Source organism: Sulfitobacter sp. SK011, assembly GCF_003352065.1.
In the GTDB taxonomy this organism is placed as follows: domain Bacteria; phylum Pseudomonadota; class Alphaproteobacteria; order Rhodobacterales; family Rhodobacteraceae; genus Sulfitobacter.
This window is the reverse complement of sequence record NZ_CP025803.1, coordinates 4,113,194-4,131,482: the sequence shown is the minus strand read 5'-3', so window position 1 is coordinate 4,131,482 and position 18,289 is coordinate 4,113,194. Positions and strand designations below refer to the sequence as shown.

The window sequence follows — 18,289 nt, the reverse complement described above, 5'->3', positions numbered from 1 at the left end:
TGCAAAGGCTGTGACCACCGCTGGCCTCGTTTGATCAGCGGCAGTCCCTAGCCCCTATTCGTCGTAAGCAGCATCAACGATGATCTCGACCTTCAGTTCTGCACGCGCCAGTTTGGCCTCGCCGCAAGCGCGGGCTGGGGCATGACCCGCTGGCACCCAAGCATTCCAAATCTCGTTCAGCCCGTCGAAATCCGCCATATCCGCCAGCCAAATCGTGGCGCGCAGCATCCGTTCGCGGGACGAGCCAGCCTTGATCAGCAGCGCCTCGAGGCGGCTCAGACACTCGATTGTCTGATCTTGTATCGTTGGACCTTCGCCAACTTGTCCTGTGATATAAGCAATACCACGGTGTTTGACGATCTTCGAGGATCGTGCCCCTGTTTCAATACGCTCAATCATATCCGGTCCTTGTTGCTGTTGAATGCCGCGCCTGTGCGCTCAGGCGCTTTTGACCTTGGTGCGGCGCTGATGTCCATAAAAACCTCGTGGGCCAACCCGGACGCAAGCAAGGGATGTCGGTTAAGTCCTTAGATATCCGATTTCAGCCACTTCATGAAAAACTGCGCCATGCAATCAATGCCCGCGACAATCTGGTATATGCTTTGGGAAATGATCATTGAGATCGAAGCCGATAGGGTAGGAAACTGGCCGTGCATAAGGAATTCCTCCGGTTGGTTGTTTGATGAATGTGTCTGCACTTCACTAGCCGTTTGACAGGCCACTCGACAAACTGCGTTTTCTAATCTTATAGTTAAGACAATCTAACATATGTTTCGGACCGAAGGCTTTATGCGCAGGCTACCGCCGCTCAAATCTCTTCAAGCATTTGAAGCCGCCGCCAGATGGTTGAGTTTTTCTAAGGCAGCTGACGAGCTTTTCGTGACCCCTGCAGCCATCAGCCAGCAGATAAAGCAACTTGAAGGCTTTCTTGGCATTCCGCTTTTCCACCGGATGACGCGGTCGGTCCGCCTGACTGAGGAAGCCAAGACAGTGCTGCCACTGGTAACCGAAGGGTTTGACAATCTGGCAGAAGCTGTCGACAGGCTGAAGCTTGAGGAAAAGTCAGGTATTCTGACCGTCAGCACTGTTCCTACATTTGCGGTTAAATGGCTGGTGCATCATCTTACCGGCTTTTCCGAGAAACACCCCGACATTGACGTCCGGCTGGACGCGTCACTAGATACCCGAGATTTTAATCGTGACGGAATTGATGTCAGCATACGCCTTGGGGCGGGTGAGTATCGAGGTCTTCATGTCAGCAAGATTTTTGATGAAGAGGTGAGCCCGGTTTGCAGTCCAAAGCTATTGGAAGGATCATTTCCATTGACTAGCCTGAAAGACCTAAAATCGCATCGTTTGCTACATGTTGATTGGGGATCGCTGACCAGCCAGTCGCCTGATTGGCAGATGTGGGCGCAGGCGGCGGGTTTGGACGACGTTTCAGTCAATCGCGGTCCGCGTTTCACTGTCGAAAACATGGCGATCGAAGCAGCAATCAACGGGGATGGTGTTGCATTGGTCAGCCACTCTGCGGTCGTCGAGGATTTAAAAGCCGGTCGCCTTGTCAGGCCATTTGATTTGACCGTCCAAAGTGATCTTGCCTATTGGCTTGTGTGTCCACATGCGCATTTGCGTAAGGCCAAAGTCAGCGCATTTTGTGATTGGTTGTTGGCAGAAGCAAATCAAACTCCAGTTTGAAGTGTTGGGCTTTGCGAGTGGTCTCACACCAAAGCGCTCTGCTGAAGTTCATGGTATGTTGCGAAGCGGGCCTCTACAAGTTCTAGAAATCGGTGCGCCATTCGAGAAGGCTTTCGAACAGCTGGAAGCAAAAGATCATACCGAAACGGTTGCTGCGGTTGATCAGCCCCACCTAAGTGGTCCAGTTTGAATGTTAGTGCATGATCGGCCTGGGTTCCATCGGAACGATGACCTTGGGGGCCGGTGATCCGGGACGCAGACCGCAAGGGGCTGATGCAGATCAGCAAGGAATTGGGTGATCTGAGCGCGCAGGCGCGTGACGGCAAGCTGAAAGGCCCCGACATGCAGGGCGCGACGTTCACCATTTCGTCGCTTGGCGGCATTGGCGGCACGTCGTTCACCCCAATCGTAAACGCGCCCGAGGCTGCAATTCTGGGCCTCACCCGATCCAAGATGGCCCCGGTCTGGGACGGCGAAGCGTTTCAGCCGCGCAACATGCAGCCCTTGTCACTGGCGTATGATCACCGTGCCATCGATGGCGCGCTGGCCGCACGGTTCTGTGCGACGCTGAAACACCTGCTCGGCGATGTGCGCCGGCTGATGTTGTAAGGGAGCGCTGATCATGGACTTCAAAGTTCCCGATATTGGCGATTTCGACGCAGTGCCGGTTGTTGGCATTCTGGTTTCGGTTGGTGACACCGTCGCTGTCGAAGACCCGTTGGTCGAATTGGAAAGCGACAAGGCGACAATGGAAGTGCCATCCCCGGCAGCGGGTGTGGTCAAGGAAATCAGGGTTGCGATGGGTGACAAGGTTTCTGAGGGCACCGTAATTGTGGTGCTTGAGGGGGCCGAAGCGGCGGAGGCACCAAAGACGGAAGCTGCGGCACCCGCACCTGCGGCGGCCCCGACAGCAACAGCGGCTACAGGCACCGCAACTGGTCCCGGCGATATCCACGCCGAAGTGGTTGTGCTTGGCTCTGGCCCCGGCGGTTACACGGCGGCCTTCCGTGCCGCCGACCTTGGCAAGAATGTCGTGTTGATCGAGAAATACCCGACCCTTGGCGGTGTTTGTTTGAATGTGGGCTGTATCCCGTCCAAGGCGCTGTTGCATGTCGCCAAGGTGTTGACCGAAGCCGATGAAATGTTGGCCCATGGTGTGACATTTGCCAAACCCAAGATTGATCTGGACGCCCTGCGCGGTTGAAAGGACGGGGTTTTGGGGCAGCTTACCGGCGGTCTTGACGGGTTGGCAAAGGCGCGCAAGGTCACGACCGTGCGCGGCACGGGTAAATTCACCGAGCCGAACATGATTGAGGTCACGGGTGATGACGGCACCAAGACGGTCAGCTTTGAACAATGCATCATCGCGGCAGGATCCGAACCGGTTGAATTGCCGTTCATTCCGCATGATGACCCGCGTGTGTTGGACAGCACCGGCGCGCTGGAACTGAGCGATATTCCAAAGCGCATGCTGATTCTTGGCGGCGGTATCATTGGGCTTGAAATGGCCTGTGTCTATGACGCGCTGGGGGCCAGGATCACGGTTGTTGAATTCATGGACCAACTGATGCCGGGCGCGGACAAGGACATGGTGAAACCGCTGCAAACGCGGATTGCCAAACGGTATGAAAATATCTTTCTCAAAACCAAAGTCACCGCGATCGAGGCTCAAAAAAAGGGCCTTAAGGTCACGTTTGAGGACGATAAAGGTGAGACCAGCACCGACACGTTCGACAAGGTTCTGGTATCGGTTGGCAGACGCCCCAATGGCAAGCTGATCAACGCAGAGGCCGCTGGTGTGGCCGTGGATGACCGTGGCTTTATCGCTGTGGACAAGCAGCAACGCACAGGCGTGCCGCATATCTTTGCCATTGGCGATGTGGTCGGTCAGCCGATGCTGGCCCACAAAGCAGTGCACGAAGGCAAGGTCGCCGCAGAAGTCTGTGCCGGTCAAAAGCGCGCCTTTGATGCGCTGTTGATCCCGTCGGTGGCCTATACCGATCCCGAAGTTGCATGGGTGGGTATCACTGAGACTGAAGCCAAGGCCAAGGGTCTGAAGGTCGGCAAGGGGGTCTTTCCCTGGGCTGCATCGGGCCGCGCATTGTCCAACGCGCGCTCTGAAGGCATGACCAAGGTGCTGTTTGATCCGGCAGACGACCGCGTGGTCGGCGCGGCCATCGTTGGCACCAATGCCGGTGATCTGATCGCCGAGGTGGCGCTGACCATCGAGATGGGTTGCGACGCGACTGATCTGGGCCACACGATCCACCCACACCCGACACTGTCAGAAACGGTGAATTTTGCCGCTGAGATGTTTGAAGGCACAATCACTGATTTGATGCCGCCCAAGAAACGGCATTGATTTTTCAGATCATCAAAGTACGGATGAAAAAGCGCGCCTCTGCAGGGCGCGCTTTTCTATTTTGAGATGCTGAATAAGAGAATCATGCCCGGCATCCATCCGGTGAAAACGCCGCAAAATAACGTGAAATATGCTGTCTGTTTGAGGATTGGCATCTGCACGGTGAGCAACAAGAAATACATGAACCACAGCACAGCCCATGCCGCCCAGCACAGGCCGAGCCAAATGAACATAAACCCGGTTCCCTGTGCTAAAGTAGAAGCTGCCATAGGGATGACTGTTATCGCGACGATCAGGCAAAACCAGCCTAGGCCCCGACCATCGCACCCTGTAATTCTATTGTAGGCCACCCAAAGATAGGTGATGGCAAACAAAAGCACCATTGCAGCACTTCGAACATCCCCGACTGCCTGGGCAAAGAGTGCAGCATGTAACGCCACCAGAAATGAAATCCCTGCAACGCAAAGGTTTATTAGGATGATTTCCCGATCGTCGATGCGGCCTCTAAGCCAGAGTCCGTTGAGTATCAGGACCACGCCTACATAGAGCAATGGCAAGCCAAGCATCATGGGCCTTTTTCCAGTAACTTTTGTGCCCCAAGTGGTCTTGGTATAGAAACCGAGGTGCCCGGAGGGTGATTCAAATCTGTCCGTGTCGTTTTTTAGCCGTAGCTAGAGACGTCCGATCCGGCGAGTGCCGCAATATTGAGCAGCCCCCGTGCCGTGACGCCGGGTGTGACGATATGAGCGCGGTTTCCCATCCCCATCAAAATCGGCCCAACCTCTAGCCCGCCCGCAACCGCTTTGAGCAGATTACGTGCGGCCCCTGCGGCATCGGTATTGGCATAGATCAAGACATTTGCTTTTCCTGCGAGGCGATTGCCGGGGAAAAGCCGTTCCCTGAGATCAGGATCAAGCGCCGCATCGGTGTGCATTTCGCCCTCATAATTAAAGTCAAGGTTTTGTGCGTCGAGGATATCCATCGCGGCGCGCATCACCCGGCCAGACGCACATTCGCGGTTGCCGAATTGCGAACCCGAACACAGCGCAATCTGTGGTTTGATCCCAAAGCGGCGCACGTGACGTGCGGCGGAAATAGTGGTTTCCACCAATGTTTCAGGCGTCTGTTCGGTGTTGATATGCGTGTCCGCAATAAACAGCGGCCCAGCGTCGAGGATCATCAGCGACAGGGCTGCAACGGGGTGCAGACCATCCCCGGCCAGCATTTGCTGCACATATTTGAGGTGCCATAAATATTGGCCAAACGTGCCGCAGATCAGGCTGTCCGCGTCGCCGCGCGCCACCATCACGGCGGCAATCGCGGTTGTGTTGGTCCGCAAGACGGCCTTGGCGATATCAGGGGAGACGCCACGACGTTCCATCCTTTGCTGGTAGGTCTGCCAATAGTCGCGATACCGATCATCACTTTCGGGGTTCACAATCTCAAAATCGCGCCCCGGTTTGATCTTGAGGCCCGCGCGGTCGATGCGGGTTTCAATGATTTCAGGACGTCCAATCAGGATGGGTGTGTCCACGCTGTCTTCGATCATGGTTTGGGCGGCGTGAATCACCCGGTTATCCTCACCTTCTGCAAAGACGATTTTGCGCTTGGATTGCCGAGCGGCGGCGAACACCTGACGCATGATCAATGATGATCGGAACACCTGTGCCTCAAGCGTGCGTTTGTAGGCCTCCAGATCAATCGGCTTCTGCGCTACGCCTGACTCCATCGCGGCCTTGGCGACGGCCAGCGCAATTGTCGGCAGCAGGCGTGGATCAAACGGTTTGGGGATCAGGTATTCGGGACCGAAGGTCAGCGTTTCACCTTGATAGACGACGCCCACCTCGGCTGAGGTTGTTGCACGCGCAAGGTACGCGATGGCATCGACGCAGGCCAGCTTCATCTCGTCATTGATATCGCTGGCAGCCACATCAAGCGCACCGCGAAAGATGAACGGGAAACACAGCACATTGTTGACCTGATTGGGAAAGTCAGAGCGGCCTGTGGCCATCATTGCGCCGGGTGATGCGGTGCGCGCATCGTCAGGCTTGATCTCCGGCGTGGGGTTGGCCAGGGCAAAGATGATCGGATTTGGGGCCATGGCACTGACCAGATCAGCGGGCAACAGTCCCGGACCAGATAACCCTAGAAACAGGTCCGCACCCTTGAGTGCTTCATGCAGCGTCAGGTTTTCGTCAGCATTGGCAAAATCCATCTGCTCAGGGCACAGATTGGTGCGTCCTGGATGTAGAACCCCGTCTTTGTCAAACAGCGTGGTGGCCGTGACAGGCACACCCATCTTGCGCAGCATCGTGTGACAGGCGATCCCGGCAGCCCCGGCACCCAATCCAACCACCCGAATGTCCTCGGGCTTTTTCCCCGCAATATGCAGCGCGTTGGTCGCTGCCGCAGCCACCACAATCGCGGTGCCATGCTGATCATCATGGAATACGGGGATGTTCATCCGCTCACGGCAAATCCGCTCAACAATAAAACAATCGGGGGCTTTAATATCCTCCAGATTGACAGCACCAAAGGTTGGCTCAAGCTTGCAGACCAGATCGGCCAACGCATGCGGATCAGGTTCGTTGACTTCGATGTCAAAGCAATCGACGCCTGCAAACTTCTTGAACAGGACCGCTTTGCCCTCCATCACTGGCTTGCTGGCCTGAGCGCCGATGTTGCCCAGACCGAGGACGGCGGTGCCGTTGCTGATTACAGCGACCAGATTACCCTTGGCAGTATAGCGCACTGCGTCCAACGGGTTGGCGGCGATTTGAGTGCAGGCCTCGGCCACACCGGGGGAATAGGCACGCGCCAGATCACGTCCTGTGGCCATCGGTTTTGTTGGCCGTATCTCCAACTTGCCAGGGCGCGGAAACTCATGATAATCCAGCGCGGCTTGCCGTTCCATGTCAGCCGTCGTTGTATCGTGTGGCATATGTATTCTTCCCTTCTAATTCGTGCGTGCGGCAAGTCTGCGCGCCATATCAATCATGCGAGCTGAAAAGCCCCATTCGTTGTCGTACCAACCAAAGACCCGCAGTTGTTTGCTCGCTACCATCTGTGTTTCTGGCAGTGCAAGGATCAGCGAATCTACGCGCGCGCGCATATCACGCGACACGCAATCATCCTGCGTCGCGCCGATGACGCCGCCACGTTTCACGATCGATTCCAAGAACGTGTTTATTGACGGTCCAACAGGTGATGATAGCTGGAGCGTGGCATCAATCGCAGAGACGCTCAGGCTGGGAACACGCACAGCTGCAACGCTTGTCAACTTACCAACCTGCGGCAGCACTTTTAGAAGCTCTTTCATTGCGCTGGTGGTGGTTGGTACCATAGATTCCGCGCCCGCCCGGCTGCGCGCCAGGCTACCGCGCGGCGCGTCAACCAACGGTTGGCTGTTGGTATAGCAATGGATGGTGGTCACATGAGCGCGTTCAATACCCAACTTCAGGTCGATTGCACGCAGCAGTGGTGCGATCGCATTTGTCGTGCAAGACGAATTTGACACGATGCGCGCTTCTCCCAAAGTCTGGTCATTCGCGCCAAGAACAATAGTAGAATCGGCGAATTCTGAGGGACCAGAAATGAGCACCGCCCTCGCCCCTGCATTCAGCCCACGCTCTGCCACGTCGCGAGATTTGATCTGACCGGTGCACTCCAAAACAACATCCGCGCTTGAGAAATAAGCGCTGGACAGAAATGGCGATGAAGAAAATGGAATGAGCCTGTCGCCCACCAGCAATCCTGTCTTATCCGCAACAACATCGCAGGGCAGTGGGCCGAAAGTGCTGTCATATTTGAACAGATACGCGCAAGTTTCACGCGGGGCGATGTCATTGATCAGCACGATATCGATATCGTCATGGCCCGGCTGGGTCAGTATCTGGCGTAGAATAGTCCGCCCGATCCTTCCAAACCCATTGATGACGATCCGCATTTGTCTGTCCTTTGGCACATAGCGCGCGTTAGCGGCCTTTGATGTAATCGAGTACTGCTGCCGCGTTGGCAGCCGGGTCTGTGATGTTTTCGAACAGGTGTTCGATTTTTCCGTCCTGCACGATCAACGTCAGGTGGTGCTGTAAGGTCATGTTCGCAGCTTCAAAAAACGGCAGATTCAGCGCATTCTTTAACTTGAGGTCCGCATCTGACAGGAGGACAAACGGAAGACGATGCCGTTCTATAACTTCGGCCTGATAGGTTGAGGTTTGCGTAGACAGACCAAAGACTTGGGCGACACCCGCGTCCGTCAATTCGGCATGATGATCGCGAAATCCACACGACTGTGGCGTACAACCCTTGGCCCCAGGAATATCGGACCAACCCGCAATGGCATTGCCATCCGGCGGACTGGTGCGGGGGTAGATATAGATGACCGTTAGCCCCACAAGGCCAGACATTGCCACATCACGCCCGTCAGAAGGCAGCAGCGTGACGTCAGGCAGATGTTGCCCAACCAAGGCCTGAGTCATTAGAAATCAACCTCAATTGCGACACCTTTCTTGACGGCCAGATCGACAACGCTTGCCGCCACTGCAAGGTCCTGAAGGCCAACCCCTGTGCCATCGAACAAAGTGATCTCGTCATCTGAAGTGCGGCCCTTATGCGTGCCATTGATCACAGCACCCAACTGGTGCACGTCGCTTTCTTTGATCAGACCTTCGGCAATTGCATGTTGCGCTTCACCGATGCTGATGGATTGCGCCACTTCATCGGTAAACACGGTTGAACGGGCCAACAATGCGGCTTCGACCTCTTGCTTGCCTTTGGTGTCGGTGCCCATGCAGGCGATATGGGTACCAGCGGAAATGTGCTCGGCCATGATGGTGGGCGCGAAGGTGGACGTGATTGAAATAACCGCGTCAGCCTCTGTCATGCCCTCAAGCTCGACCGCTTCAAATGGCAGCCCGGCCTCATTGGCGATTTTCTCGATATTGGGCAGCATTTCAGGGTGATAGTTCCAGCCAATGACTTTCTCGAACTGGCGTTGCTCCAGCGCGGCGCGCAGTTGGAATGTGGCTTGGTGGCCCGCGCCAACCATGCCCATGACCTTTGCGTCTTTGCGTGCCAGATGTTTGATCGACACCGAAGACGCCGCCGCAGTGCGCAAGGCCGTCAGCAGGTTGCCACCGACAATAGCACGGACCATGCCGGTGTCCGGATCAAACAGAAAAATCGTGGACTGGTGGTTGATTGCCCCGTGCTTTTCGAGGTTGTTGGGCCAGTAGCCGCCCGCCTTGAGGCCCAGAGTCATGCCCGCTTTGTCGAACCCGCCTTTGAAGCCATAGAGCGCGTCTTCGTGGCCAATGGCTTCACGGATGACCGGAAAGTTGTACGCATCTTTGGATGCCATCGCGGCAAAAACACTTTCGACGGCATCAAAGGCGGCGTCTCGGGTCATTAGGGCGGCAATCTCGCGTTCGGGGACGATCAACATGGGAGTTCTCCTTTAAATACATGCGCCCGCGCGCGCCGACAGGGAAGGCGGGCGCGCGGGCGTCTTGCACTCCGGCTACCGAAAAGCTGCCGGAGAGATCTGATCAATATGCTTTGCCGCGTGCAGAGACAGGCCAGACGGTTTCGACTTTGCCGTTACGCACGCCGACATACCAATCATGCACGTTACAGGTCGGGTCACAGTGACCGGGTACCAATTTCAGCTTGTCGTTGACCTTGAGCGCGCCGTTTGGATCACCGACAACCCCATGTTCGTCAGAGCACTTGAGGTATTCAACATCTGTGCGACCAAAGACAACTGGCAGACCGCTGTCGACAGATTGAGCCTTTAGGCCCGCGTCAACGATGGCTTTGTCCTTTTTGGAGTGGCTCATTACGGTGGTCAGGATGAACAATGCGTTCTCCCATTCTCCATCGTCGATGCGCTTGCCATTCTCATCCAGAATCCGGCCATAATCCGCGTCCATGAAAGCGTATGATCCACACTGCAACTCATTATAGACGTTGGATGCGCTCTCGAAGTAATACGAGCCGGTTCCGCCACCGCCAACGATGTCACATTCAAGACCGTTGCTTTTCAAGCCGTTCACGGCATCGCCAACTTGGGCGATTGCCGCATCCAGTTTTACCTTGCGATCTGCATAAAGATCCATGTGCTGCATTGCGCCCTGATATGCTTGGATTCCAGCGAATTTTAGGCCTGCCGCACTGTCGATCATCTTCGCAATGTTCACAACGTCTTGCGTTGTGTTTACGCCGCAACGGCCCGCGCCGCAGTCGATCTCAACCAGTGCTTCAATTTGTGTGCCAGCCGCAACAGCGGCTTCTGACAGAGCTTTTACGTTTTCAGGATCGTCCACACAGACCAGAACACGGCAGCCAAACTTTGGCATTTCGGCGAGGCGTTTGATTTTGGCAGGCTCTGTCACCTGATTGGACACCATCACATCTTTGATGCCACCGCGGGCGAAAACCTCGGCCTCGGATACTTTCTGACAGCACACACCGATGGCGGCACCCAGGTCTTGTTGCAGCTTTAACACGTCTACGGATTTGTGCATTTTGCCGTGGGCGCGGTGACGCATCCCATGTGCTTTGGCGTAGTCACCCATCTTTTTGACATTCCGCTCAAGCGCGTCCAGATCAAGGATCAGGCAAGGCGTTTGAATGTCTGCTTCATCCATGCCTGGCTTGGCAGGAATGTCGAAACCGACTTCGAATTCTTCGAGATTTACATGCGTTTTCATAGCTTGGTTTCCCTTTACTTAAGCCAAGGCAGCAGGTCGAGATCGACATTGCCGCCTGTGATGATGATGCCGACTCGCTTGCCAGCGAACCGTTCTTTGTTTTTCAGAATGGTGGCGAGGGGGACCGAAGAACTAGCCTCTGCCACGATACGCAGATGTTTCCAAGTGAGTTTCATCGCATCTATAATTTCTTGCTCGGAGGCAGTGAGTATGTCGCTCACGTGTTTGGACACGAAATGCCAGGTAAGATCCTTCAAAGGTACCAGCAGACCGTCCGCAATCGTCTTGGGCGCGTCGTCCGCGATGATGTAACCTGCCTTGAAGCTGCGGTAGGCGTCGTCGGCCTGTTCTGGCTCTGCTGCGATTATCTGCGTTTCAGGTGCCTGATGTGACAGGGTCAGACAGGTGCCTGAAATCATGCCGCCGCCACCGATGGGGGCCATTACGATTTCGAGGCCATCGGTTTGCTCCATGAATTCACGCGCGCAGGTGCCTTGGCCCGCAATCACGCGCGGATCATTGTAGGGATGCACAAAATCTCCACCCGTGGCGGCCTGAACCTTCGCAAAGGTTTCTTCGCGCGAGGTTGTAGACGGCTCGCATTCGGTGATCTTGCCACCGTATCGCGCCACGGTGTCTTTCTTGGCCTGAGGGGCGGTGCTTGGCATGACTACGTTGCACGGAATACCCCGGCGGCTGGCTGCATAGCTGAGGCAAGACGCGTGGTTGCCCGAAGAATGTGTTGCAACACCCAGTTTTGCCTGCTCGTCGCTAAGCCCGAATACCGCGTTGCTGGCTCCGCGCACCTTGAAGGCACCCGGTGTCTGGAAGTTCTCACATTTGAAGAACAGTTGCGCGCCTGTCAGCTCATTCAAATATTCGGAGGTCCGCACAGGCGTGCGGGAGATATAGTGCTCGATACGCTCATGCGCTTCCAGCATGTCTTGGTAGGTTGGAATATACATCGGTTGCGTCCTTGTTCAGGCGGCGTTCTTGAGTGCTGCAGCAGGGTTTGTGCGGTAGAATTCTTGTGCAGCCGCAACGCCAGAGCCAAGTTTGATGTCCATCCCAAGATCGACCATGCACATCTCAGCTGTGGCCAACCCGCTCAGCATCATCACATCTGTCAGACTACCGAGGTGGCCGATGCGGAACACTTTGCCAGCAACTTCGCCCAGACCCACACCGAATGCCACGCCGTAAACTTCGGCCGCATGGGTGACGATATCTGTCGCGTTGAATCCTTCGGGTGTGCGGATCGCTGACACTGTATCAGAATATACGTCTGGTGAGACGGCACAGAGCTCCAAGCCCCAAGCAGATATTGCATGGCGCACGCCAGTTGCGATCCGAGTATGACGCGCGATCACATTGTCCAGACCTTCGTCCAGCAGCATTTCGAGCGACAGCTTTAGGCCGTTCATCAGGCCCACAGGGGGCGTGTAGGGAAACGCGTTGGCGTCATAGCCTTTCTGCATGTCTTTGATGTCAAAAAAAGTACGTGGCAGATCGGCGGTCTTGGATGCCTCTACAGCCTTGTCCGAGAAGCCAACAATCGCCAGACCCGCAGGCAACATAAAGCCTTTCTGGCTGCCGGTCACGGCAACATCGACGCCCCATTCGTCAAAACGGAAATCCATTGACGCGATCGAGCTGACCCCGTCGACAAACAACAGCGCAGGGTGATTGGTTGCATCCAATGCGGCACGCACGGCGGCGATGTCTGATTTCACGCCAGTCGCTGTTTCATTGTGGGTGGCCAGAACCGCTTTGATCTTATGGCTGGTGTCGCCTTTCAGGATCTCTGCGTATTTGTCAGCGGGAATACCGTGACCCCACGGTGTTTCAACAACCTGTACATCCAACCCATGGCGCTGACACATGTCGATCCAACGGTGGCTGAACATGCCGTTTCGTGCGGCCAGAACTTTGTCGCCTTTGGAAAGGGTGTTCGTCAGCGTTGTTTCCCAACCGCCTGTTCCGGTGGAAGGGAAGATAAATATATGAGCCGTCTCAGACTTCAGAACCTGGCGCACGCCATCAAGGCAAGGGTGCAGAATTTTGCCAAATGTGGGTGAACGGTGGTCAATGGTCGGCATGTAGCAGGCTTGGCGGATTGCCTCAGGCATGTTTGTCGGGCCAGGAATGAAAACGGGGTTCTGGAAGCTCATGATCGTCTCCTTGTGAGTGTTAAGATCAACTTAGAGGTCTGCTTGAACTCAGGATACTTTTTTGAAAACATTTTTCATTTATGAAATGGTTGGAAAAACCTCATATTGTCAGACCCTTATATTTTTCATATAGTGAATAGGTCTTTCGCATAAAATGGAACGCATCTTATGGATTCTCAGAACAGTGCTAAAAAGAGTTCTCGAAAGTCCCGTGGCAGGCCCCGTGACTGGGACGACAAGACTGCCCAGAATACCATAAAATCTCTAGATCGAGCGATGGGGGTTTTTGAGTTCTTGAGCGAGGCACAAGGCAAAGCTCTCTCCACTCTGGCTTCTGATTTAGGAGAGTCCCCCGCAACGGTCTATCGGATCTTAGTCACACTCGAGGGCAGGGGGCTGGTTGAGTTTGATCAGATGGATCAAGTTTGGCATGTTGGACCGCGCGCCTTTATTATTGGCGCTCGATTTCTCAAACGCACCTCACTGGTGGAACGTGCACGCCCGATCATGCGACACCTGATGGAGGCTACAGGAGAGACCGCGAACCTGGGGATTGAGCAGAACGGCTACGTGTTGTTCGTCAGCCAGGTCGAAACCCACGCCAGCATCCGAGCGTTCTTCCCACCAGGGACATTGTCGCGGCTGCATGCGTCGGGCATTGGCAAGGCGCTGCTGGCGCAGATGGACATACCGCGCATCGACAAGCTTTTGTCTGCAGCACCGATGGAACAGTTCACAGAATTTACCCTGACTGACCGTGACGCCTTAATGGCCGACCTGTCCGAGACCCGCGCGCGCGGTTATGCCATCGATGGCGAAGAGCGCAATATCGGCATGCGATGTATCGCGGCCCCGGTTTTTGATATCCACGGCGAGGCGGTGGCAGGCATATCCGTGTCCGGCCCGACATCACGTGTTGGAACAGATCAGATTGCCGAATTTAGCAAGGAGGTCGTGGCCGCCGCACAAGAGTTATCGGCAGCAATTGGCGGCGGTGATGCCAAACGCTAATCCGAAATGGTGCTACAGTTTACCGACAGGACGCAGGGCCATTTGGCGGTTCACGTTTTTGTACAGCAGATAGCGGAAACGCCCCGGCCCGCCCGCATAACAGGCCTGCGGGCAAAACGCGCGAAGCCATATGTAGTCGCCCGCCTCAACCTCAACCCAATCAGCAATCAAACGGTAGGCAGCCTTACCTTCTAAGACATACAGCCCGTGTTCCATCACATGGGTTTCCAGAAACGGGATCACTGCGCCTGGTTCAAACGTCACCACGGTGACATGCATGTCATGGCGCATATCGCCGGGATCAACAAAGCGCGTTGTTGCCCATTTGCCGTCCGTGCCGGGCATCACCGTGGGTGCGATGTCTTGTTCGTTGGCGATGATCACTTCAGGGCAAGCAAGCCCCTCAACGGCCTCATAGGCCTTTCTGATCCAGTGAAACCGGAGCATGTCGTTGCTGCTATTGCGCAGGGTCCACCCTGAATTCGGCGGCAGATATATCCGCCCTGTGCCAGTTCGTGGGTCTTGCCGCCCACGGTGAGGGTTGCGGTGCCTTCGACAACAAACAGCACACCTTGGGCCACCGGATCGGTTTCTGCGCGATCATCTGAACCATATGTCCACACGCAATGTAATCTTACTACTAAACCTGGATCAGCTTTAGCGGTTAATAAGTGGGAATGTTGTTAATGCAACATTCCCCATTTAGGACATTTCCGATTGTTCTATCATTCTGAGAGGTAATTGTCTGACTAAGCTCTAATCTGAGCGTGTTGCTCAATGGTAAAAGGTGGTTGCATTTAATCGTTGTTCCGTATGGCGCACTCTCTACGGACTGCCCGTAGAATTACGGATTGGCGTTTGTTGCTCCACCTGCGATTAGTACGAATGGCAGTATCAAACTCAAACAACATCTGGCGGTATCTGTGGTTTTGGGCCCTTGCGGTAAGTTTAGTGCTTTGCGGATTGGCGTTGTTCGAACGGCAGAGTTTGGTTCGCGAACTGACCGATAAAAGTGTAACGCTACATCGTCTGGCCTCCCAACGCGCGGATCAGCATGATGCCCATTTGACGTCACTGTCTGCAATTTTTGTGGCAGGCGGGGTCAAGCGTCAGGATTTGTTGTTAGATGTGGCAGCAACAATCATGCGGTTTTATCCGCGCATTACATCCGTGAATGTGATCCCGTTCGATCCGTCAGAACCAGTCATTCAAACACTTCCGGGTCTTGCCGCTGAAGAAGCATCGCTAATTGCTGCGATGGCAAGAAGATCAACAGGTGCTTTGCAGATACAGCAAATGCCGACAATGCCAAACCACTATCTGCTCGTAAAACGCACTCCCAACTCTGATGCGGCACGCCACGGATTGGCATTAGCGATTGACGCCGGCGCACTGGTTGCGACCGATGATCCGTTTTGGCAAAAGGCCTCTGTTGCGCTCCGCCTTGTCACACCAGACGGTCAGAATGCGTTGGTTGGTCAACTGTCACTGGACGAGGCGGGGTTCTCAAAGCCACTTGGAAGCGTGTCACAGCCTTTGAATTTTGAAACTTCGCTCGCAATCTCTCTCGCTGATGTCTTGCCATTGGGAAAAGCACTGGCCGCAATTGTGTTGGTCACAGCATTGATTTTTCTATCAGCACATGGCCTCAAGCAACGCGCGCGTGCAAAAGATGCTGAAAGCCGTGCAAAGTTGAGCGCACAAGAAACGCGGTTGGCCCATGCGTCGCGCGTCAATGCCATGGGCGAAATGGCCAGCGGCATGGCGCATGAATTGGCGCAACCGTTAACCGCAATTCTCAGTCAAGCGCAGGCGGGACGGCATTTGGCGCGACGCGGGGACGTTGCGCGTTTGGGCGCTGTTCTGGATGATACGGTGTCTCAGGCGCAACGGGCTGCTGACATCCTCGACCGGCTCAGGCGTTGGAGTAAACCAAACCGTACACCATCAAAATCCTGCCCACTTCATGATGCAGCACAAAGCGTGCAACGCCTATTGGCATTGGAGGCCAAATCCAAAGGAGCGACGATTACGTTGTTGCTGCATGACGGTCCACTCTTTATTGATGCCGACCCTGTTGAGCTGGAGCAGGTTGTCTTCAACCTCGTGCGCAATGCGCTTGATGCCACGGATCGCGCGCGGATCACCATCCGAACAGATGTGGAGGGTCGGATAGCAATCTTGGATGTCACCGACAATGGACCAGGCGTTTCTGATGAAATCATAACACGTATTTTCGAGCCGTTCGTCACGGGCAAGCCGGATGGGACAGGGCTTGGACTGGCGCTATGTCAGCGTTTGATCGAAGAAATGAACGGCGAGATTGCGCTATTAAGCGATGCGGCAGAGACAACGTTCCGACTATCTCTGCCAATTTCGACCAAGATGGTGACGTCATGAGCAACAACGTTTACCTGGTTGATGATGATGAGGCCGTCCGCAGCGCGCTGACTCTTCTGCTCGAAACCGTTGGGCTAGATGTGCGGAGCTTTGCCTCTCCCGAAGTTTTCTTAAATCAAGCCGCGGGTCTCGTGCCGGGGTGTCTCATCCTTGATATTCGGATGCCCGCAATCTCAGGCCTAAAGCTTCAGGAGAAATTGAACGATAGAGGCATTTCTTGGCCCACCGTCGTCATTAGCGGGCATGGAGATATTGAGGCGTGCCGGCGGGCGTTTCGCAATGGTGCGATCGATTTCCTCAGCAAACCCGTTGACGAACAAGATTTGATCGATGCGATCCAAAAAGGACATTTGGAACTCGAGGCACAACAGCAGATTTCAGCAGAACGTGCTGAGGCCTTGGCTTTGGTCAAGCACCTCTCTGTTCGTGAACAAGAAGTCCTGGAGATGATCGCGAAGGGTCTGACCACGAAGCAGATCGCTGAGGCGCTAAGCCTGTCTCCGCGCACGGTCGAAAGCCACCGCGCCGCCATCGCCGCCAAGGCGGGCACGTCTTCGGCGGCTGAACTCACGCGGTATTGGCTGGACGCACGGGCAGGTCAGTAGAACTACGGACACCTTTGCGGAGGCTACGAATGTTGCAACCTACTGGCTCTCTTTAGACAGGGTCTATCAGTCAAACAAAAGGAAATACCCGATGATCCGCACATTCACCCTTGCCGCCGCACTTGTTACCCCTGTCGCTACTTTTGCACAGGATTTGCCAACGGCACCTTACCTTCCCCTCAAAATGGCAACGCAAGCGGCTGAAGCCGCTGTCGAAGCTTGCTCTGCTGAGGGCCATAACGTCAGCGTTGCGATTGTCGCCCGCAGTGGCGTGACCAAAGCTATACTGCGTGCCGACAACGCAGGCCCACACACCGTTGGCTCAAGCACTGGTAAAGCATTTACTTCCGCAAGCATGGGCCGTGACACAACCGTTTTGGCAGGGTTCATTGGAGCGAAACCAGAAAACGACGGACTACGCGATATGGACAGCCGTCTTGTTATCCAAGCTGGCGGTTTGCCTATCAAGATTGGTGGCGCATTGGTCGGTGGCATCGGTGTCGGCGGTGCGCCATCGGGTGCGATTGACGAGACCTGCGCCCGTGCAGGTCTTGACGCGATCGGTGCTGAGTAAACTAAGAATGACCTGCCCCTTACCAAGGGGTGGGTCGCTGCATTTGAAAGGTGAATACCATGCTTCGTTCTTTGATCATCGCTGCTTCAGTCGCGTTCTGTGGCACGGCCCACTCCCAAACCGCCCCGTCGGCATCCGACATTGCCTCCTACTCCGGGCTTCATCGTGCGGCCCACGAAGGACAGGTAGACGAGATCAATCGCTTAATAGCAGCAGGGGCCGACCTGAACGCCCGTGATCGCGTGGGGCGAACTCCAGTGCATGTCGCTGCTTTTGCCTCGCATGATGACGCCATCGCGGCGCTTGCCAAGGGTGGTGCGGACATGAACGCGTTGGAAAACCGCGTCTACGATGTATTGACAATCGCCGCAGTCGCCAATGACCCTGAGCTGGTCTCTTTGGCCTTGGATCTCGGCAACAAGCCAGACCTGATCACAAGTATTTACGACGGCACCGCGCTGATTGCTGCGGCACACTTGGGTCATCATGACGTCGTGGCCCGGCTTGTCGCGGGTGGCGCGCCGCTGGACCACGTCAATAACCTTGCCTGGACAGCGTTGATCGAAGCGGTGGTTCTGGGCGATGGCGGGCCAGATCACATCAAAACAGTCCAAATCCTTGTTGAAGCCGGTGCGGATAAAACCATCGGTGATCGTGACGGCGTAACCCCACTCCAGCATGCAACTGCACGTGGTTACACAGATATAACGATGCTTTTGAGATAACCTTTGGCCCTATTTGACGACGCAACTGGCCCG

The 18,289-nt window shown here is 55.2% G+C and carries 15 protein-coding genes and 3 pseudogenes; 8 read left to right on the top strand and 10 right to left on the bottom strand.

Features of this window, described 5'->3' with window-relative positions:
- Nucleotides 1-54: 54 nt before the first annotated feature.
- Nucleotides 55-399 (bottom strand): RidA family protein, encoded by a 345-nt coding sequence (locus C1J02_RS20425; protein ID WP_114880209.1) that lies wholly within the window; start codon nucleotides 397-399, stop codon nucleotides 55-57.
- Nucleotides 400-768: 369 nt separating this feature from the next.
- On the opposite strand from C1J02_RS20425, the gene C1J02_RS20420 reads away from it, so the two are divergent.
- The 3 genes and pseudogenes from C1J02_RS20420 (at nucleotide 769) to lpdA (ending at nucleotide 4,060) form a co-directional block, all read left to right on the top strand.
- Nucleotides 769-1,698, top strand: coding sequence for a transcriptional regulator GcvA (locus C1J02_RS20420; protein ID WP_205389836.1), 930 nt, complete (start codon nucleotides 769-771; stop codon nucleotides 1,696-1,698).
- A 240-nt stretch (nucleotides 1,699-1,938) separates the two neighbouring features.
- Nucleotides 1,939-2,307, top strand: a pseudogene (locus C1J02_RS20415) (2-oxo acid dehydrogenase subunit E2); the annotation flags it as partial.
- Between the two features lie 13 nt (nucleotides 2,308-2,320).
- A pseudogene (gene lpdA, locus C1J02_RS20410) lies at nucleotides 2,321-4,060 on the top strand (dihydrolipoyl dehydrogenase).
- Between the two features lie 56 nt (nucleotides 4,061-4,116).
- Here lpdA and C1J02_RS20405 read toward each other — a convergent pair.
- The 8 genes from C1J02_RS20405 to bhcA form a co-directional block, all read right to left on the bottom strand.
- Nucleotides 4,117-4,629 (bottom strand): AmiS/UreI family transporter, encoded by a 513-nt coding sequence (locus tag C1J02_RS20405; protein WP_114880208.1) that lies wholly within the window; start codon nucleotides 4,627-4,629, stop codon nucleotides 4,117-4,119.
- Nucleotides 4,630-4,721: 92 nt separating this feature from the next.
- Entirely contained in the window at nucleotides 4,722-7,001 is a 2,280-nt protein-coding gene (locus tag C1J02_RS20400) for an NADP-dependent malic enzyme (protein ID WP_114880207.1), read from the bottom strand.
- A 15-nt stretch (nucleotides 7,002-7,016) separates the two neighbouring features.
- The gene (locus tag C1J02_RS20395) at nucleotides 7,017-8,006 is read right to left on the bottom strand and encodes a type I glyceraldehyde-3-phosphate dehydrogenase (RefSeq protein ID WP_114880206.1); all 990 of its coding nucleotides are present in this window, start codon (nucleotides 8,004-8,006) and stop codon (nucleotides 7,017-7,019) included.
- Nucleotides 8,007-8,034: 28 nt separating this feature from the next.
- Nucleotides 8,035-8,538 (bottom strand): peroxiredoxin, encoded by a 504-nt coding sequence (locus C1J02_RS20390; RefSeq protein WP_114880205.1) that lies wholly within the window; start codon nucleotides 8,536-8,538, stop codon nucleotides 8,035-8,037.
- The gene (bhcD, locus tag C1J02_RS20385; RefSeq protein ID WP_114880204.1) at nucleotides 8,538-9,503 is read right to left on the bottom strand and encodes an iminosuccinate reductase BhcD; all 966 of its coding nucleotides are present in this window, start codon (nucleotides 9,501-9,503) and stop codon (nucleotides 8,538-8,540) included. The genes C1J02_RS20390 and bhcD overlap by 1 nt, the downstream gene beginning before the upstream one ends.
- Before the next feature lie 103 nt (nucleotides 9,504-9,606).
- Nucleotides 9,607-10,770 (bottom strand): 3-hydroxy-D-aspartate aldolase BhcC, encoded by a 1,164-nt coding sequence (bhcC, locus tag C1J02_RS20380; protein ID WP_114880203.1) that lies wholly within the window; start codon nucleotides 10,768-10,770, stop codon nucleotides 9,607-9,609.
- Nucleotides 10,771-10,784: 14 nt separating this feature from the next.
- Entirely contained in the window at nucleotides 10,785-11,735 is a 951-nt protein-coding gene (gene bhcB / locus C1J02_RS20375) for a beta-hydroxyaspartate dehydratase BhcB (protein WP_114880202.1), read from the bottom strand.
- Between the two features lie 15 nt (nucleotides 11,736-11,750).
- On the bottom strand, nucleotides 11,751-12,941 hold the full coding sequence (bhcA, locus tag C1J02_RS20370) for an L-aspartate--glyoxylate aminotransferase BhcA (protein WP_114880201.1): 1,191 nt from the start codon (nucleotides 12,939-12,941) through the stop codon (nucleotides 11,751-11,753).
- 168 nt (nucleotides 12,942-13,109) lie between these two features.
- Here bhcA and bhcR point away from each other — a divergent pair, with 168 nt between their 5' ends.
- Complete coding sequence (gene bhcR, locus C1J02_RS20365; protein ID WP_114880200.1) at nucleotides 13,110-13,952, top strand: HTH-type transcriptional regulator BhcR; 843 nt, start codon at nucleotides 13,110-13,112, stop codon at nucleotides 13,950-13,952.
- Nucleotides 13,953-13,964: 12 nt separating this feature from the next.
- Here the strand turns inward: bhcR and C1J02_RS20360 are convergent.
- Nucleotides 13,965-14,551, bottom strand: a pseudogene (locus C1J02_RS20360) ((S)-ureidoglycine aminohydrolase); the annotation flags it as partial.
- Nucleotides 14,552-14,837: 286 nt separating this feature from the next.
- Here C1J02_RS20360 and C1J02_RS20355 point away from each other — a divergent pair.
- The 4 genes from C1J02_RS20355 to C1J02_RS20340 all read left to right on the top strand — a co-directional run bounded on the left by C1J02_RS20355 (nucleotide 14,838) and on the right by C1J02_RS20340 (nucleotide 18,256).
- Nucleotides 14,838-16,352: a sensor histidine kinase gene (locus C1J02_RS20355; RefSeq protein WP_254693170.1), complete on the top strand. Its 1,515-nt coding sequence runs from the start codon at nucleotides 14,838-14,840 to the stop codon at nucleotides 16,350-16,352.
- Nucleotides 16,349-16,957, top strand: coding sequence for a response regulator transcription factor (locus C1J02_RS20350; RefSeq protein WP_114880199.1), 609 nt, complete (start codon nucleotides 16,349-16,351; stop codon nucleotides 16,955-16,957). Before C1J02_RS20355 ends, C1J02_RS20350 begins: the two co-directional genes overlap by 4 nt.
- A 91-nt stretch (nucleotides 16,958-17,048) precedes the next feature.
- Nucleotides 17,049-17,531, top strand: coding sequence for a heme-binding protein (locus C1J02_RS20345; RefSeq protein WP_114880198.1), 483 nt, complete (start codon nucleotides 17,049-17,051; stop codon nucleotides 17,529-17,531).
- A 59-nt stretch (nucleotides 17,532-17,590) separates the two neighbouring features.
- Nucleotides 17,591-18,256, top strand: coding sequence for an ankyrin repeat domain-containing protein (locus C1J02_RS20340; protein ID WP_114880197.1), 666 nt, complete (start codon nucleotides 17,591-17,593; stop codon nucleotides 18,254-18,256).
- Nucleotides 18,257-18,289: the final 33 nt, after the last annotated feature.